At 72.5% G+C, this 17,037-nt stretch carries 15 protein-coding genes; 12 read left to right on the top strand and 3 right to left on the bottom strand.

Features of this window, described 5'->3' with window-relative positions; all coding sequences use genetic code 11:
* The first annotated feature begins 68 nt into the window (after positions 1–68).
* From ABZX90_RS18630 to ABZX90_RS18610, 5 genes are read left to right on the top strand one after another with little or no spacing between them, the layout of a single operon-like run.
* The gene (locus ABZX90_RS18630; RefSeq protein ID WP_351127180.1) at positions 69–1,439 is read left to right on the top strand and encodes a glutamine synthetase family protein; all 1,371 of its coding nucleotides are present in this window, start codon (positions 69–71) and stop codon (positions 1,437–1,439) included.
* An 8-nt stretch (positions 1,440–1,447) separates the two neighbouring features.
* Positions 1,448–2,863, top strand: coding sequence for an aldehyde dehydrogenase family protein (locus tag ABZX90_RS18625; protein ID WP_351127178.1), 1,416 nt, complete (start codon positions 1,448–1,450; stop codon positions 2,861–2,863).
* Positions 2,860–3,651, top strand: a complete 792-nt coding sequence (locus tag ABZX90_RS18620) for a 3-oxoacyl-ACP reductase (protein ID WP_261702884.1) — start codon at positions 2,860–2,862, stop codon at positions 3,649–3,651. Before ABZX90_RS18625 ends, ABZX90_RS18620 begins: the two co-directional genes overlap by 4 nt.
* A gap of 27 nt (positions 3,652–3,678) precedes the next feature.
* The gene (locus ABZX90_RS18615) at positions 3,679–4,953 is read left to right on the top strand and encodes a haloacid dehalogenase-like hydrolase (protein WP_355206096.1); all 1,275 of its coding nucleotides are present in this window, start codon (positions 3,679–3,681) and stop codon (positions 4,951–4,953) included.
* Positions 4,954–4,981: 28 nt separating this feature from the next.
* Positions 4,982–5,902: a DUF2510 domain-containing protein gene (locus ABZX90_RS18610; protein ID WP_355206093.1), complete on the top strand. Its 921-nt coding sequence runs from the start codon at positions 4,982–4,984 to the stop codon at positions 5,900–5,902.
* Between the two features lie 82 nt (positions 5,903–5,984).
* Here ABZX90_RS18610 and ABZX90_RS18605 read toward each other — a convergent pair whose 3' ends face one another.
* Positions 5,985–7,187, bottom strand: coding sequence for an amino acid deaminase/aldolase (locus tag ABZX90_RS18605; protein ID WP_355206090.1), 1,203 nt, complete (start codon positions 7,185–7,187; stop codon positions 5,985–5,987).
* 2,180 nt (positions 7,188–9,367) lie between these two features.
* Here ABZX90_RS18605 and ABZX90_RS18600 point away from each other — a divergent pair.
* Both ABZX90_RS18600 and mycP read left to right on the top strand, forming a co-directional pair.
* A complete protein-coding gene (locus tag ABZX90_RS18600; protein ID WP_351127170.1) occupies positions 9,368–10,201 on the top strand; it encodes a hypothetical protein in 834 nt (277 codons plus the stop codon).
* Positions 10,198–11,622 (top strand): type VII secretion-associated serine protease mycosin, encoded by a 1,425-nt coding sequence (mycP, locus tag ABZX90_RS18595; protein WP_355206086.1) that lies wholly within the window; start codon positions 10,198–10,200, stop codon positions 11,620–11,622. Before ABZX90_RS18600 ends, mycP begins: the two co-directional genes overlap by 4 nt.
* A gap of 115 nt (positions 11,623–11,737) precedes the next feature.
* Here mycP and ABZX90_RS18590 read toward each other — a convergent pair whose 3' ends face one another.
* On the bottom strand, positions 11,738–12,700 hold the full coding sequence (locus tag ABZX90_RS18590; protein WP_355206083.1) for a serine hydrolase: 963 nt from the start codon (positions 12,698–12,700) through the stop codon (positions 11,738–11,740).
* 149 nt (positions 12,701–12,849) lie between these two features.
* Between ABZX90_RS18590 and ABZX90_RS18585 the strand changes: the two genes are divergently transcribed.
* Positions 12,850–13,581, top strand: coding sequence for an SseB family protein (locus ABZX90_RS18585; protein ID WP_351127164.1), 732 nt, complete (start codon positions 12,850–12,852; stop codon positions 13,579–13,581).
* 41 nt (positions 13,582–13,622) lie between these two features.
* On the opposite strand, the gene ABZX90_RS18580 is transcribed toward ABZX90_RS18585, so the two are convergent.
* Positions 13,623–13,979 (bottom strand): DUF1844 domain-containing protein, encoded by a 357-nt coding sequence (locus tag ABZX90_RS18580; protein ID WP_151468384.1) that lies wholly within the window; start codon positions 13,977–13,979, stop codon positions 13,623–13,625.
* Positions 13,980–14,370: 391 nt separating this feature from the next.
* Between ABZX90_RS18580 and infC the strand changes: the two genes are divergently transcribed.
* The 4 genes from infC to ABZX90_RS18560 all read left to right on the top strand — a co-directional run bounded on the left by infC (position 14,371) and on the right by ABZX90_RS18560 (position 16,985).
* On the top strand, positions 14,371–15,102 hold the full coding sequence (gene infC, locus ABZX90_RS18575) for a translation initiation factor IF-3 (RefSeq protein ID WP_351127370.1): 732 nt from the start codon (positions 14,371–14,373) through the stop codon (positions 15,100–15,102).
* Between the two features lie 106 nt (positions 15,103–15,208).
* Positions 15,209–15,403, top strand: coding sequence for a 50S ribosomal protein L35 (gene rpmI / locus ABZX90_RS18570; protein ID WP_006374321.1), 195 nt, complete (start codon positions 15,209–15,211; stop codon positions 15,401–15,403).
* A gap of 95 nt (positions 15,404–15,498) precedes the next feature.
* Entirely contained in the window at positions 15,499–15,882 is a 384-nt protein-coding gene (gene rplT, locus ABZX90_RS18565) for a 50S ribosomal protein L20 (protein WP_328454349.1), read from the top strand.
* A 242-nt stretch (positions 15,883–16,124) separates the two neighbouring features.
* Complete coding sequence (locus ABZX90_RS18560; RefSeq protein ID WP_355206079.1) at positions 16,125–16,985, top strand: RNA methyltransferase; 861 nt, start codon at positions 16,125–16,127, stop codon at positions 16,983–16,985.
* The last annotated feature ends 52 nt before the right edge of the window (positions 16,986–17,037 follow it).

Genomic DNA, 17,037 nt, shown 5'->3' with positions numbered 1-17,037 from the left:
CCCCCTTCCCAAGCAATGGTTCTCCGCAATACCTTATGGCTCTCGGCTGACCCAAGGAGGCTTTTCCGGTGGCAGACCGCACACCCCCGCTCACCGTCGAAGAACTGCGCCGTCTCGTCGAGGCCGGGGACATCGACACGGTCGTCCTGGCCTTCCCCGACATGCAGGGGCGGCTCCAGGGCAAGCGGTTCGCCGCGGCCTTCTTCCTCGACGAGGTCCTGGAACACGGCACGGAAGGCTGCAACTACCTCCTCGCCGTCGACACCGACATGAACACCGTCGACGGATACGCCATGTCCTCCTGGGACCGGGGCTACGGCGACTTCGCCATGCACCCCGATCTCGGCACCCTGCGGCGTGTCCCGTGGAACGAGGGCACCGCCCTGCTCATCGCCGACCTCGCCTGGAACGACGGCTCCCCGGTGGTGGCCGCCCCCCGCCAGATCCTGCGCCGCCAGCTCGACCGCCTCGCCGGACTCGGCTACACCGCCCAGGTCGGCACCGAGCTGGAGTTCATCGTCTTCAAGGACACCTACGAGCAGGCCTGGGACACCGGCTACCGGGGTCTGACCCCGGCCAACCAGTACAACATCGACTACTCGGTCCTCGGGACCGGACGCATCGAGCCCCTGCTGCGCCGCATCCGCAACGAGATGCAGGCCGCGGGCCTCACCGTCGAGTCCGCGAAGGGCGAGTGCAACCCGGGCCAGCACGAGATCGCCTTCAAGTACGACGAGGCCCTCGTCACCTGCGACCAGCACGCCGTCTACAAGACCGGCGCCAAGGAGATCGCCTCCCAGGAAGGCGTCTCGCTCACCTTCATGGCGAAGTACAACGAGCGCGAGGGCAACTCCTGCCACATCCACCTCTCGCTCGCCGACGCGGACGGCACGAACGTGATGGCCGGCTCCGCCCAGGACCCGGGCGGCATGTCCGACGTCATGCGCCACTTCCTCGCCGGACAGCTCGCCGCCCTGCGCGACTTCTCGCTCCTGTACGCGCCCAACATCAACTCGTACAAACGCTTCCAGCCCGGCTCCTTCGCCCCGACCGCCGTCGCCTGGGGCTACGACAACCGCACCTGCTCGCTCCGCGTCGTCGGCCACGGCCGCTCGATGCGCTTCGAGAACCGGCTCCCCGGCGGCGACGTCAACCCGCACCTGGCCGTCGCCGGACTCGTCGCGGCCGGTCTGTACGGCATCGAGCAGAAGCTGGAACTTCCCGAGGCGTGCACCGGCAACGCCTACACCTCCGCGTACGCGCACGTCCCCACCACCCTGCGCGAGGCCGCCGAGCTCTGGGAGAACAGCCCGATCGCCCGGGCCGCCTTCGGCGACGAGGTGGTCGCGCACTACCGCAACATGGCGCGCGTCGAACTGGAGGCCTTCGACGCCGCGGTGACCGACTGGGAGCTGCGCCGCTCCTTCGAACGCATGTGAGGACCCCCTTGTCGCACCCGTACACCTCGCACCCGTACACGTCGCCCCCGTACGACCACGAACTCCAGGTACTGAACCCCGCCACCGAGGAGCTCGTCGCCACCGTTCCGGCCGCCACCGCCCAGGACGTCGGGGACGCCGTAGTACGGGCCGCGAAGGCCCAGATCCGCTGGGCCGCCCTCGCGCCGGCCGACCGTGCCCGGCTGCTGCGCCGCTTCGCGGCCGTCGTCGACGACCACATCGAGGAACTGGCCCGTCTGGAGGTCCGCGAGGCAGGCCACACCCTCGGCAACGCCCGCTGGGAGGCGGGCAACGTCCGCGACCTGCTCGACTACGCGGCCGGGGGAGTGGAGCGGCTGACCGGCCGCCAGATCCCCGTCGCGGGCGGCCTCGACATCACCCTCCTCGAACCGCTCGGCGTCGTCGGGGTCATCGCGCCCTGGAACTTCCCCCTGCCCATCGCGGCGTGGGGCACCGCACCGGCCCTCGCCGCGGGCAACGCCGTCATCCTCAAACCCGCCGAGACGACCCCGCTGACCGCACTGAGGCTGGCCGAACTCGCCCTGGAGGCGGGCCTGCCGGAACACCTCTTCCAGGTGCTGCCGGGCACCGGCCCCGTCGCGGGCGACGCGCTCGTCGAACACCCCGGCGTCGCGAAGATCGTCTTCACCGGGTCGACGGCCGTGGGCAAACAGGTGCTGGCCAAGGGCTCCGCCCTCCTCAAGCGCGTCACCCTCGAACTCGGCGGCAAGAGCCCCAACATCGTCTTCGCCGACGCGGATGTCGAGGCCGCCGCCGCAGCGGCTCCGATGGCCTTCCTCGACAACTCCGGCCAGGACTGCTGCGCCCGCACCCGCATCCTCGTCCAGCGCTCCGTCCACGACCGCTTCCTCGAACTCCTCGCCCCGGCCGTCGAATCCGTCGTCGTGGGCGATCCCTCCGACGAGCGGACCCAGATGGGCCCGCTGATCTCCAGGACTCAACTGGAGCGCGTACGGTCCTACGTCGACGCCGACGCGCCCGGTATCCGGGGCAAGGCGCCCGAGGGCCCCGGCTTCTGGTTCGCGCCCACCGTCCTCACCGGCGTCGCATCCGACGCGCGCGTGGCCGTCGAGGAGGTCTTCGGACCCGTCGCCGTCCTGCTGCCCTTCGAGGACGAGGCCGACGCGATCCGGCTCGCCAACGCCACCGACTACGGCCTGTCCGGCTCCATCTGGACCCGCGACGTCGGCCGCGCCCTGCGCGTCTCCCAGGCCGTCCGGGCCGGCAACCTGTCCGTCAACTCCCACTCCAGCGTCCGCTACTGGACCCCCTTCGGCGGCTTCAAGCAGTCGGGGATCGGCCGCGAACTCGGCCCGGACGCCCTCACCGCCTTCACCGAGACCAAGAACGTCTTCATCAGCACGGAGGGCCCCGCACAGTGACCTCAGACACGCCAGAGACCATCTGCCGCCGCCTGGTCGGCCGCACCGCCGTCATCACCGGCGCCGCCAGCGGCATCGGCCTCGCCACCGCGCGCCGGCTCGCCTCCGAGGGTGCCCACGTCGTCTGCGGCGACATCGACGAGCAGCACGGCAAGGCCGTGGCCGAGGAAGTCGGCGGGACCTTCGTCAAGGTCGACGTGACCGACCCCGAGCAGGTCGAGACGCTCTTCAGGACCGCGTACGACACCTACGGGTCCGTCGACATCGCCTTCAACAACGCGGGCATCTCGCCGCCCGACGACGACTCCATCCTGGACACCGGCCTGGAGGCCTGGAAGCGCGTCCAGGAGGTCAACCTCACCTCTGTCTACCTGTGCTGCAAGGCCGCCATCCCCTACATGCGCCGCCAGGGCAGGGGCTCCATCATCAACACGGCGTCCTTCGTGGCCCGGATGGGCGCGGCCACCTCGCAGATCTCGTACACGGCCTCCAAGGGCGGTGTGCTGGCCATGTCCCGGGAACTGGGCGTCCAGTTCGCCCGGGAGGGCATCCGGGTCAACGCCCTGTGCCCCGGCCCCGTCAACACCCCGCTCCTCCAGGAGCTGTTCGCCAAGGACCCCGAGCGGGCCGCGCGCCGGCTGGTGCACATCCCGGTCGGACGGTTCGCCGAGGCGGACGAGATCGCGGCGGCCGTCGCGTTCCTCGCCAGCGACGACTCCTCCTTCGTGAACGCCACCGACTTCCTGGTGGACGGAGGCATCTCGGGCGCGTACGTCACGCCTCTGTAGGCCGGCTGCCGGTACGGTCCACAGGTCATGCGACACCGACGATTCCGACCGTACCGGCCCATTCTCGCCTGGACCCTGGCCGCGGCCGCCGCCCTGGCGGCCGCGCCGCCCACGACCCCCTCCACGCGCCCGAACTGCCCCCGTCTGTCCGCCGGTTGGTACGGCGACAACCGCGCCCGCCTGCAAGAGGTCATCGACGCCCGCGGCACCTGCGCCGGAGGCACCCGGGACGGCGGGCGCCCGGTCGCCGCGTTCGACTGGGACAACACGGTCACCAAGAACGACGTCACCGACGCCACCGTCTCCTGGGCGCTGCGCCACGACGGGATCCTGCGCCCGGCGAGCTGGAAGGCCACCAGCGAGTGGCTCACCGACGCCGCGGACCGCGCCCTCACCGCGGCCTGCGGCACCCGCGTGCCGGTGGGCGCGCCCCTGCCGACCGCCACCCGCCCCCGCTGCGCCGACGAGATCCTCGAGATCCGCGAGGCCGGCCGGACCATGAGCGGCGCCGCCGCGTTCGCCGGTCACTGGAACCACCGGCGCACCGTCCCGCAGTACGCCTGGGTGCCCCAGCTCTTCGCCGGACACACACCCGCCGAACTGTCCTCGTACGCCCGCCGCGCCCGCGCCGAAGCCCTCGCGGCGCCCATCGGCTCGACCCGCACGCTCGGCACCCACACCGTCCCGGCGTACGTCCGCCACTACGACCGGCAGCGCGATCTCATCCGTACGCTCCGGCGGGCCGGATTCGACGTGTACATCGTCTCGGCCGGCTCCGAGCCCGTCACCGAGGTCTGGTCGCGCGGCATCGGCATCGACGCGGCGCACACCATCGCGATCCGTTCCGTCCTCGACCGGCACGGCCGGATCACCACCCGCAACCAGGGCTGCGGCGGCACCCCCGCGAGCCGCGGAGAGACCATCCCGTACATCGACGGCAAACGCTGCTGGATCAACCAGGAGATCTACGGCGTGCGCGGCGCCGCCGCCTGGCAGCGGCAGGACGCCCGGCACCGGACCGTGATCGCGGCCGGTGACGCCGACACCGACGTCACCTTCGTCGGCGACGCCACCGGCGCCCATCTCGTCCTCAACCGCAACAAGGGCGAACTCATGTGCCGGGCGTACGACGACGCCGACGGCCGCTGGCTCGTCAACCCGATGTTCATCGAGCCGCTGCCCCGCAAGCAGGCGCTCTACCCGTGCTCGACGAGCGCGTACACGGCACCGGACGGTGCCACCGGGCCGGTGCGCAGAAGGGACGGCTCGGTCGTGCCCGACCTGGCGGACACCGTGTACTGATCTTCGCGGCACGTCCTAGAGTGCCGGGATGAGCATGACGCCCCCGCCCGGCTGGTACCGCGACCCGTCGTACCCGCTTGTCGAGCGCTGGTGGGACGGGACCGCGTGGACCGACCACAGGCGCCAGCCCGAGGCGACCCAACAGCCCCTGATACAGCCTCAGTCGCCCAGCGGCGGCGGATCCGGCCGGGCCAAGGCCGTCGCGCTCGTGACCGCCGCCGTCGTCCTCGTCGCCGCGATCGTCACGGGTGCCGTGCTGCTGCGCCGCGACGACAGCGGCGAAGAGGCCGCGACCCGGACCACGCCGGCCGTCGCGTCGCCCACGGAGACCGCCGACCCGTCGGCGTCGTCGGCCGGCCCCTCGCCCTCGGCCGGCGACCCGTCGGTCGTCGTGGACGAACTCAACGGCATCACCTTTCCGCTGATCGACGGCTGGGAACGACCGAAGTACACCGCCGACCACGACATGGTGATGTCGACGCCCGGCACCTACGACTGCCCCGGCGACCCCGGTCTGTGCCGGCACGGCCGGGTCATCTCGCGCACGGCCACGGCCACCGACGAGACGTCCCCGAAGGCCCTCGCCGAGGGGGACATCGAGGACGCCGCCGACAGCACGTACGACCGCGACCTCGTCGACAGCCGCCCCTTCCGCGGTGTCACGTCCCACCGGCTGGTGAAGGCCGGCTCGGTCGCCGTAGCAGGGCGCGCCGGGTACTTCGTGCGCTGGAAGGTCAAGACCGGTGTGGGGCCGGGGGGTTACGTCGAGTCGCTGGCCTTCCCGTCCAGCGTCGGCTCGGAGTCCCTGGTCATCGTCCGGTTCGCCTTCGACGCCGGTGCGGACGGGCCCCCGCTCTCCGACATGGACCGGATCACCGAGGGGATCCGGTCGGTCGGCGACCAGGACGGGGACGGCGGTGTGGGCAGCAGCATCGGCCCGTCGAAGTGAGCGGTGACGGCGCGGCCGGGGCCGGGTGACCGCCGACCGACCCCGACGCAGGGGTACGGATCGGCGGGCCGCCGCCACCGGATCAGAGGAAGGTCTGACCCTCACCGCGATACGTCGGCACGGTGGCCGTGACCGAGTCGCCCTCGACGAGGTGCAGCGTGTCGAACCGCTCACACAGCTCACCGGCCTTCGCGTGCCGGAACCACACCTTGTCGCCGATGAGCAGATCGTCCGCCGGGGAGCCGAGCAGCGGGGTCTGGACCTCGCCCGGACCCTCCTGGGGGTCGTACACCAGCCCCTCCGGCAGATACGGGACGGGCAGCCGGTCGGCGCCCGGGGCCCCGGACGCCGGGTATCCGCCGCCCAGCACGGTCACCACACCCACGCCCGGCCGACGCACGACGGGCTGGGCGAACAGCGCCGCCGGACGTCCGCTGAAGGACGTGTAGTTGTCGAAGAGCCTCGGCACATAGAGCCCCGACCCGGCCGCGATCTCGGTGACCGCGTCCTCGGCGGCCGTGTGCTGGACACTGCCGGTCCCGCCGCCGTTGACGAATTCGAGGTCCGGCTCCACCGCCCGTACCGCCCGGACGACCTCCGCGCGCCGCTGGGCGAGCTCCTTGCGGGCGGTGGCCTGCATCAGCCGTACGGCACGCGAGCGCAGCGGCCGTCCCGCGATCGCGTCGCCGACGCCCGCGATGTGACCCTCGTACGCCATGATCCCCACCAGCTTGAAGCCGGGCGTGCGTACGACGGCCCGGGCCATCTCGGCCACCTGGGCGGGGGAGTACAGCGGCGAGCGCAGCGCTCCGACCCGGACCCGGCCGCCGAACAGCTTGAGCGAGGTGTCCAGCTCCAGGCAGACCCGCACGACCTCGGTGCCACCCTGGCGCGCCTCGTCGATGAGACGGAGCTGCGCCGGGTCGTCGACCATGACGGTCACCGCGGCGGCGAGCTTGGGGTCGCCGGTCAGCTCGGCGTAGCCCTTCCGGTCGGCCGACGGATAGGCGAGCAGGACGTCGTCGAAACCGGACCTGGCCAGCCACAGCGACTCGGCGAGGGTGAAGGACATGATCCCCGCGAAGCCGTCCCGGTCCAGGACGCGTTCCAGGAGGGTGCGGCAGCGGACGGACTTGCTGGCGACACGGATCGGCTTGCCGCCGGCCCGGTGGACGAGGTCGTCCGCGTTCGCGTCGAAGGCCTCCAGGTCCACGATCGCGACGGGGGCGTCGAGGTGAGCGGTGGCCCGGTCGTAGCGGGCCCTGTCGGCGGCACGGGCAGTCATGACCGAAGACTGCCAGACTCGATTACCGCAGGGTAGGGGGACGTTCCGGGCAGATGCCCCGGCGCTTCGGACTGGTTCCCGCCGGACGCGCGTCAACCCGTAGAGTGACGCGGACGCAGGGAGGACGACCTTGCTCCGGCGGGCCCTGCCCGGGGTGACGGTCCACCGGTGCGGGTATGCGTGCCCGTGGCGGTCTCCTTCCGCATACGAAACGGCTCGCCGAGTTCCGCGGCTGCCGACAGCCCGGTACGAGGAAACGGGGGGGGTGCATGAGCACGGAAGCGCGGCGCGCCTCGATTCCCCCGCGCCCCAGCTCCCCACCCGCCGACGCCCCGCCGACCTCACCGGCTCCGACGAACCCGTCGGCTCCGACGGGCTCACCGACTCCACCGGCTCCGGCCCATTCGCCGGCTCCCGCGGCTCCGGCCGCCCGGACGACTCCGTCCGACGGGCCGGCTCCCTCGATACCGGCTCGGTCGTCGGGGCAGTCTCCGTCGGCGCAGTCTCTGTCAGCGGGGGAGGACTGGTCCGCCGAGCCCCCCTCGCCGCCCCGGCAGGGGCCCTCGTCCCCGACCGGGCGGGCCGCGGCGAACCGCGCCCCGATGATCCCGTCGCGCCCCGTGAGCCCGCCCAGTGGCCCGGCTCCGTCGGTGCCGCCCCAGCCCGTCGGGCCGCCGCCGACGCGGGAATGGCCCGGTTCGAAGGGCGGACGGTCCGTGGACGGAGGCGGGTTCCGATCCTCCGACGACGGTTCCGCGCCTACCTCCGGCTCCGCGCCTTCCGCCTTCACGCCGCCTTCCGCGCCGGGAGCCGTGCGGGGCTCGCGGGTGCCTTCGCCGCCGCCTTCCTTCGACTTCTTCGACACCTCGACGGAAGCGGGCGAAGCCTCCGGCACGGCGGACACCCCGAGGCCGGCCTCGCCGGGCAGCGCGCCGGGGTCCGCCACAGCAGGCAGTCCGGGGTCCGCTGCGTCCGACGCTCCGAGGTCCGCCTCGCCGGGTACGCCGAGCTCCGCCTCGGCCGGCCCGCTGAGGTCCGCCCCGCCGGGCGCTCACGGGTCCGCCTCCCCCGGCAATCCGGGGTCCCCTTCGCCGGGCAGGCCGGGGTCGGCCTCCTCCGGCGCCCCGTGGTCCGCCTCGCCGGGTACGCCGAGGTCCGCCTCGGCCGGCGACTCATCCTTTGGCGGGCAGCGTCCCACCGCGCCGTTCGCCGCTCAGCGCCCCCCGTCGGAAGCCGGCCGTTACGGCTCCGCGGCGTCCCCTTCGGAGCGCCCGGCCTCGCCGTCGTCGGCCTCGCGGCGCCCCGCGTCGAACGCCGCCGCGCAAGGTCCCGCGTCCGCGTCCCGGCCGGATTCCCGCCGCTTCCCCCCTCTGCGTCCCGAGGTACGGCCGGGGTCGACGGCCCCGCCGCCTCCCGCGGCCTCCGCACGCTTCCCGGACGCGCCGCCCGCGTCCGCCGAGCCGGCGCGTCCCGGTTTTGCGCCGCACACCGCCGGGTCGTCGCAGCCCGGCGCGGGGCAGCACCCTGGCCAGCGCCCCGCCCGGTTGTCCCACCCCGCCGCGCCGGAGCGCCCGTCCCAGCCCCCGCGGGAGTCCCAGCCCCCGCGGGAGTCCCGGCTCCAGCGCGAGTCCGGGCCCCGGCCTCCCTCCGAGCCGTCGCCTCCCTCCGAGCCGTCGCGCCCCTCCGAGCCGTCGCGTCCCTCCGAGCACCTGCGCCGGTCCGAGCCTCGGCGCCCCGCCGAGCCCCCGTGTTCGTCTGTGCCCGCGCACGCCTCTGAACCCCCGCGCCTGCCCGAGTCCTCGCGTCTCGCCGAGCCTCGGCGCCCCGCCGAGCCCCCGTGTTCGTCCGTGCCCGCGCACGCCTCTGAACCCCCGCGCCTGCCCGAGTCCTCGCGTCTCGCCGAGCCTCGGCGCCCCGCCGAACCCCTGCGTCCGTCCGAGCCCGCGCACCTCGCCCAGCCGTCGCGCCCCTCCGAGCCCCCGAGCCCCGTACGGCCCTCCGAGCCCGCGCGGCCCGGAGCCGCAGGGCGCGCGCCGGTTTCCGAGGAGCGCGTCGCGGAGACGACGCGGCGGCTGCGGCCCGTCCGGGCCGAGCAGCCCCCCGTACCCGCCGTACCCTCCGCGGCCACACCTCCGTTCACGCCGCCCCCATCGACGGCGTCCGCCGAGGGAGCTCCGGGCGTGGAGCGCCCCTTCGTGTCGTTCGCCGAGCCCGAGACCTACGGCGGCGCCACCGCGCGGGTGCGCCCGTTCCGTGGGCGGGCCCGGCCCCGCACCGTGGCCGCCGCGGCCTGTGTCGTTCTCGGACTCGGGCTCATCGGCGGTGCGGTGACCGGGAGTTGGCTCACCGGGGACGACACGGACGAACCCGGTTCGCGCGGCGCCTTCACCGCGGCCGGAGGACTCTGGCACAGCGTGCCCGTGGACCGGCTCTTCCCGCCGACCGTGCTGGGTGACGGGGCGGGTCCCGGCGGCTCCGACCGCACCTGGACGCGGATCGCCGTCGCCCCGGACACCGGCTGCAAGGACGCCTTCGACCCGCTGCTGCGCCAGGCCCTCGCCCCCGTCGGCTGCCAGCGGCTGCTGCGCGCCACCTACGTGGACGCGACCCGGAGCCATGTCACCACCGTCGGCCTGCTGTTCACCAAGGCGGACGCGGCGGGCATGACCTCCCTCAAGGCCCGCTTCCGCAAGGAGGGCCTGGACCGGCGCACCGACCTGATGCCCCGCTCCTACGCCGCGAAGGGCACCGCCGCCGAGGGCTTCGGCAAGGCTCAGCGTGCCTCCTGGACCGAGTCGGTTCTCACGGACGCACCCGTCGTCGTGTACGCCGTCTCCGGGTTCGCCGACGGGCGCGCCGTCGCCACCCCGCAGCCCGCCGCCGACGCCATGAAGCCGGACTCGACCACGGCCCCGGCCCAGGCGGGCCTCGGCCATGAGGCGCAGGGCCTCGCCGACCGGGTCGAGCGAGGCCTCCGCAAGACCGTCACCTCGGCCACGGAGAAGCCGTCATGACCCGCAAGACCGGCCCCGTCAGCCGTACTCAGCAGACCGGCACGACCGGAGGGACCACCGGGGCCGGGCAGAACGCGACCGCCGCGAAGACTTTCGGGGCCGCGAAGACCACCGGGGCCGGGGACAGCGCCCCGGTCGGGCGGAGCCCGCTGTCAGGACCGTCCGGCGCGGCCCGACGCCTCCGCACGGCTGCCGCAACCGACCGTGCGCCGCGCCTCCGCACGGCCCTGACGGCCCGTCGGCCCCGGATCTCCGGCTGGTCCGGCGTCGTCAGCGCTGTCCTTGCCGCCTCCCTCGCCCTGGTGCCCTCGACCGTCGCCCACGCCGACGGCATACGCGCCCAGCAGTGGGGCCTCGACGCGATGCACACACAGCAGGCGTGGCGTACGACCAAGGGCAAGGGCATCACCGTCGCCGTCCTCGACACCGGCGTCGACGCCCGGCATCCGGACCTCGCGGGCAATGTGCTCGCCGGCAAGGACATGGTCGGTTTCGGCGCGAGCCGGGGTGACCGGGCCTGGGCCCGGCACGGCACCGCCATGGCGGGCATCATCGCCGGGCACGGCCACGGGGCGGGCGACGCCGACGGCGTCATGGGTATCGCCCCGGAGGCGAAGGTCCTGCCCGTCCGCGTCATCCTCGAGGACGGCGACTCGGCCCGCTCCAAGGCCCGTAGCACCCGTGGCAACGCCCTCGCCGAGGGCATCCGCTGGGCCACCGACCACGGCGCCGACGTCATCAACCTCTCCCTCGGCGACGACTCCAAGTCCGCCCACCCCGAGCCCGCCGAGGACGAAGCCGTCCAGTACGCGCTGAAGAAGGGCGCCGTCGTCGTCGCCTCGGCCGGCAACGGCGGCGAGAAGGGCGACCACATCTCGTACCCGGCCGCGTACCCCGGCGTGATCGCGGCGACCGCCGTCGACCGCTACGGAACCCGCGCCTCCTTCTCCACCCGCCGCTGGTACGCCACCGTCAGCGCCCCGGGCGTCGATGTCGTCATCGCCGACCCGGACGACCGGTACTACGAGGGCTGGGGCACCAGCGCGGCGTCCGCGTTCGTCTCCGGCGCGGTCGCGCTCATCAAGGCCGCCCACCCGGGCCTGTCCCCGGCCCAGATCAAGCAGCTCCTGGAGGACACCGCCCGCGACGTTCCCTCCGGGGGCCGCGACGACTCCCGTGGCTATGGCTTCATCGACCCCGCCGCCGCCATCAAGGCGGGCGGCCGGCTCAAGCCGGAGGGCCTCAAGTCGGCGGCGTACGGCCAGAAGTACTTCGGTACCGGCCCCGACACCCCCGACGACGGCGGCAGTTCCGCCGACTGGGCCGGCCCCCTCGCGGGTGCCCTCGGCCTGGCCCTGCTGGCAACGGCGGTCGTCCTGTGGCGCGGTCGCAGAGGCCCGCACCCGTTCGGCCGGTCCTAGCGACGCCGGTCCTGGCGGCACTGGTCCTGGCGGCAACGGGGCTTGCCCTGCCCCGCACCTCATCGCGTTGCGTTGTCGCAGCACCCGAGTGCGCCGCCCGGTAGGCCGGACCCCGTCAGTCCTCGGCCGTGTCCTGGAAGGCGGTCAGCGCGGCCTTCGACACCGCTTCCACCAGCGAAATCCCCTTCGCCTGCGTGGAGTTCCCGTTCGACAGCGCGGCCACCAGGTAGTCGTGGCCGTCGACGGAGACCCGACCGATGCTGTTGATGTCCCACAGCCCGGTCGTGCTGCGCGCCAACCACCCGTTCTTCAGCGCCCATTGCGAGCCGTCGGCGGCCGCCGACACCCCCCACTGCTGGTCGGTCTCGATCTCGCCCATGAGCCCCTGGAGATAGGACCGGGAGGTCTCGCTGAGCTCCGAGTCGTCCCCGAACACCTGGCTCAGCAAGGCCAGTTGGTCGCTCGCCGTGGTCTGGGTCAGCCCCCACAGCTCGCCGTCGCCGCCCTGCGTGTCCGTCAGGCCGAAGCGCTTGTTCGCGGAGCCCAGGCCGTCGGCCCGGCCGATCGCCTTCCACAGCGTGGTCGCCGACGCGTTGTCGCTGTTCTCGATCATCGCGGTGGCGTACGTCTTCTCCTGCGCGGTGAGATGCCGGTCCGCGTCCTGCGCCTGGAGCAGCAGCGCGGCCAGGATGTTCACCTTGACGATGCTCGCGGTGTCGAAGGCGGCGTCACCGTAGGCGGCGCTCTCACCCGAGTCGACGTCCAGGACGGCCACCGACGTCTTCGCGCCCTCCGCCACCGTCACCGACTTCATCGCCTTCGCGAGCAGCGCGTCCCGGTCCACGGAGGGCTCCGCCACAGGTTCCACCGATGCCTCCTCGCGCACGGCCGGCGACGAAGAGGGCGATGCCGACGCCGCCGACGATACGACGGCCGGGCCGTCGTGCGCCTGGGCCTTCATGTACACGGTCCCGGCCGCGGTGGCGCCGACGAGGACGGCGGAGGCCACCGCGGTGTAGAGGAGTGGCTTGCGTCGGGAGGGCCGGGCGCGACGCCCGCGTGCTCTGTGACGGTCCATCCCGCGATGCTGGACGGCCGGGCTGTGTCCGCGGTTAGACGCGTGTTAGAGGTGTGTCAGGGAAGACTGAGAAACTGATGAATCCCGTCAACGCCGGGTTTCAGGGGCCGCACAAGCGCAGCAGCATCCCCCCGATAGGGTCGGGGACCGTGGCGAACAAGAACATTCCCGACTCCGGCTTCTCCGATGACGACGGCTCCGCCGATCCCCGGCTGCACGCGGCGCTCGCCGCCTGGTCCGCGGACCGCACCGCCGTGCCGCCGGTCCTGGAGGCACTGGAGGGTGCCCGGTTGCTGGTGCCCGTCGTGGCCATCCTCGGCGAGGTCGAGGAGGACGCGAACGGGCTGCGCCGCGAGAAGACCAGCGACATGGCGGTGCCCACGCTCAAGGCGGGGAACCGCACGGCCCTGCCCGCCTTCACGTCCACCGAATCACTGGCCCGCTGGGACCCCGAGGCCCGCCCCGTAGCCGTACGCCTGCGGCAGGTCCTGGAGGCCGCGGCGCACGAGAAGGCCGACACGATCGTGCTGGACCTGGCCGGGCCCGTGTCCTACGAGCTGACGGGCTCCGCTCTGCTGGCGCTCGCCGAGGGGCGTACGACCGCCGACCCGCTCGCCGATCCCGCCGTGATCGAGGCGGTACGGGCCGCGGTCGCCGCCGAGCCCCAGGTCGTCCGCGCCCATCTCGGCCCCGGCCGGGCCGACGGCACCCTCGCCCTCGTGCTCGACCCGTCGGCCGCCCCCGCCGAGACCGCTCACGCGGTGGCCGAGCGCCTCGCGGCCGACGAAACACTGAGGGCCCGCCTGGTGCGCGGCCTCGACCTGGCACTGCTGCCGGCCGAGGCGACGCCACCGGGCGAGCCCCTGTACGTACGCGGGTAGATACCCGGGAGGTACGTGTCCGTACGACGTACGGACACGGGTCAGCCGTAGACGGGGCCTGTGTACTTCTCGCCCGGGCCCTGGCCCGGCTCGTCCGGGACGAGCGACGCCTCGCGGAAGGCCAGCTGGAGCGACTTCAGGCCGTCGCGCAGCGGCGCCGCGTGGAAGGAGCTGATCTCGGTCGCGCTCGCGTCGAGCAGCCCGGCGAGCGCGGTGACCAGCTTGCGCGCCTCGTCCAGGTCCTTGTGCTCGTCGCCCTCCTCGGTGAGACCGAGCTTCACGGCGGCGGCGCTCATCAGGTTGACGGCGACCGTCACGATGACCTCGACCGCGGGGACCTCGGCGATGTCGCGGGTCATGGTGTCGTAGTCGGGGTTCTGGGGAGGGGTGTCACTCATGCCTCCCACGATAGGCCCCGGCGCGCGCGCCCCCGTCCGCGGGAGTCCTCCGCCGGGTGGGCGGCGGCGAGGAGGCCGCCGGTTAGCGCGTACCCGGCGGAACTGCTAACCTTGTGTAACGACCGGCCGGACACGTATGTGCTCGGCCCACAAGTGGAGGCTCCGATCTCCCACCCGACTGTCCTCCGGGACGGCGGGTCACCCGGTCAGGCGGCCCCCACCGTTCCGTACGGACGGTGGAGTCGCCCGAATGTGCGCCCCGCGGTTGACCGCGGCGGTGCTCCGGTTATTCATGGAGCCCCGCCTGTGTCCCGTCCGGGGCATTTTTCATGTGCCACGGCGGTTGGTCCCATTGTCATCAGAGACATACGCGGCTGTCCGCCAGACCGCCGTGTGGTGCTACCGAGGAGGATCCATCAGCACCGAGCCCCGCATCAACGACCGGATTCGCGTTCCCGAAGTGCGACTTGTCGGTCCCAGCGGCGAGCAGGTCGGGATTGTTCCGCTTGCCAAGGCCCTTGAGCTTGCTCAGGAGTACGACCTCGACCTGGTCGAGGTGGCGGCGAGCGCTCGCCCGCCCGTCTGCAAGCTCATGGACTACGGGAAGTTCAAGTACGAGTCGGCCATGAAGGCCCGTGAGGCGCGCAAGAACCAGGCGCACACGGTCATCAAGGAAATGAAGCTCCGGCCGAAGATCGACCCGCACGACTACGACACCAAAAAGGGTCACGTCGTCCGGTTCCTCAAGCAGGGCGACAAGGTCAAGATCACGATCATGTTCCGTGGTCGCGAGCAGTCCAGGCCGGAGCTCGGCTACCGACTGCTGCAGCGTCTCGCGACGGACGTCGAGGACCTCGGGTTCATCGAGTCGAACCCGAAGCAGGACGGCCGAAACATGATCATGGTTCTCGGTCCGCACAAGAAGAAGACCGAGGCGATGGCCGAAGCCCGTGAGGCTCAGGCGGCTCGCAAGGCGGAAGCGAAGGCCAACCCCGGTCGCTCGCAGAACGCCGCCGATGATGACATCGCCGACGGTGAGATCGCCGAAGACGAGGTCACCGAGGGCGAGTCCACCGAGGTCGAGTCCGTCGAGGCCCCGGCCGAGGCATCAGCCGAGGCCTGATCCCAGGGCTGCCGCCCCGGGATGTCAATCTATACATATGACGTTCCACCGTGCCCGGTCCAGCGACCGGGCACCGGAACGCCACTGACGAGGAGAGAACGGCGCTATGCCGAAGAACAAGTCGCACAGCGGTGCCAGCAAGCGCTTCAAGATCACCGGCTCCGGCAAGGTGCTCCGTGAGCGCGCCGGCAAGCGCCACCTGCTCGAGCACAAGTCGTCCCGCGTGACCCGTCGTCTCACCGGCACCGCCGAGATGGCCCCGGGCGACGCCGCGAAGATCAAGAAGCTTCTCGGCAAGTGACGTACCGGCGCCTCGGCGCCGCACGTCTGAACCGGGACCCCATCGATTTCGGGCCGTGTGAGTCCAACCACGGCCCCGCTACAAGGAGTTAAAAAGTGGCACGCGTCAAGCGGGCAGTCAACGCCCACAAGAAGCGCCGGGCAATCCTCGAGGCGGCCTCCGGCTACCGCGGTCAGCGTTCGCGCCTGTACCGCAAGGCCAAGGAGCAGGTCACCCACTCGCTGGTCTACAACTACAACGACCGCAAGAAGCGCAAGGGCGACTTCCGCCAGCTGTGGATCCAGCGCATCAACGCTGCGGCCCGCCAGAACGGCATGACGTACAACCGCCTCATCCAGGGTCTGAAGGCCGCCAACATCGAGGTGGACCGCAAGATCCTCGCGGAGCTGGCCGTCAACGACGCCAACGCGTTCACCTCGCTCGTCGAGGTCGCGAAGAAGGCGCTGCCGTCGGACGTCAACGCGCCGAAGGCCGCGTGACGCTGCGCTGGCTTAGCCGACGTGACTGAAGGACCCGCAGGTTTCAGCCTGCGGGTCCTTTGCTGCTGACGCCCGCTGAGGTTGTCCGTTCGGGTGCCGGCCGTCGGGGGCTGATCGCTCCCCCGAGTTCTCGGCTCCGCTCGAACAGGGGGGACCCCCATCGCGGCGGAGCCGCAGATCGACACAGGCCCGCGCCCCTACGGGGTTGCAGTCGTCCCCAGATACCGAAGGTGAACCAGAACATGCCCCCCGCCGCCCCCGAGCTGATCTCCCCGCGCTCGCCGCGTGTCCTGGCCGCCCGGCGGCTCGCCAGGCGGAACTTCCGGGGCAAGGATCGGCTGTTTCTCGCCGAGGGGCCGCAGTCCGTCCGGGAGGCCGCGGCGCACCGCGCCGACGGCACCGCCACCCTCGTGGAACTGTTCGCCACCGTCGAGGCCGCGGAGCGGTACGCCGACATCGTCGGCGACGCCCGGAACGCCGGCGCCCGCGTGCACCTCGCCGAAGAGCAGGTCATCGCCGACATCTCCACCACCGTCACCCCGCAGGGCCTCGTCGGGATCTGCCGCTTCCTCGACACCCCCTTCGAGGAGATCCTCAAGGCCGGCCCCAAGCTCGTCGCCGTGCTCGCGCACGTCCGCGACCCCGGGAACGCCGGGACCGTGCTGCGCTGCGCGGACGCCGCCGGCGCCGAGGCCGTCGTCCTCACCGACGCGTCCGTCGACCTCTACAACCCCAAGGCCGTACGGGCCTCGGTCGGGTCCCTGTTCCATCTGCCCGTGGCCGTCGGCGTGCCCGTCGAGCAGGCCGTCGCGGGACTCAAGAACGCCGGTGTCCGCATCCTCGCCGCCGACGGCGCGGGCGAGGACGATCTCGACGACGAACTCGACAAGGGCACCATGGGCGGACCCACCGCCTGGGTGTTCGGCAACGAGGCCTGGGGGCTTCCGGAGGAGACCCGCGCGCTGGCCGATGCCGTCGTGCGCGTTCCGATCCACGGAAAGGCCGAGAGCCTGAACCTGGCCACGGCAGCGGCCGTATGTCTCTACGCGTCAGCCCGTGCACAGCGCGCCTCCACAGGGTGCCGTTCCGTCACCGACAGCTAGTAGGGTGACGGGCTCGGGGGCCCTCTGCGCCGGACGAGAGGTGGGGTACGGG

Origin of the sequence: Streptomyces sp. NPDC002935 (genome assembly GCF_040611295.1) — a bacterium.
Lineage (GTDB): Bacteria > Actinomycetota > Actinomycetes > Streptomycetales > Streptomycetaceae > Streptomyces.
The sequence above is the reverse complement of the archived record's forward strand: the minus strand, read 5'-3'. Positions and strand labels throughout refer to the sequence as shown.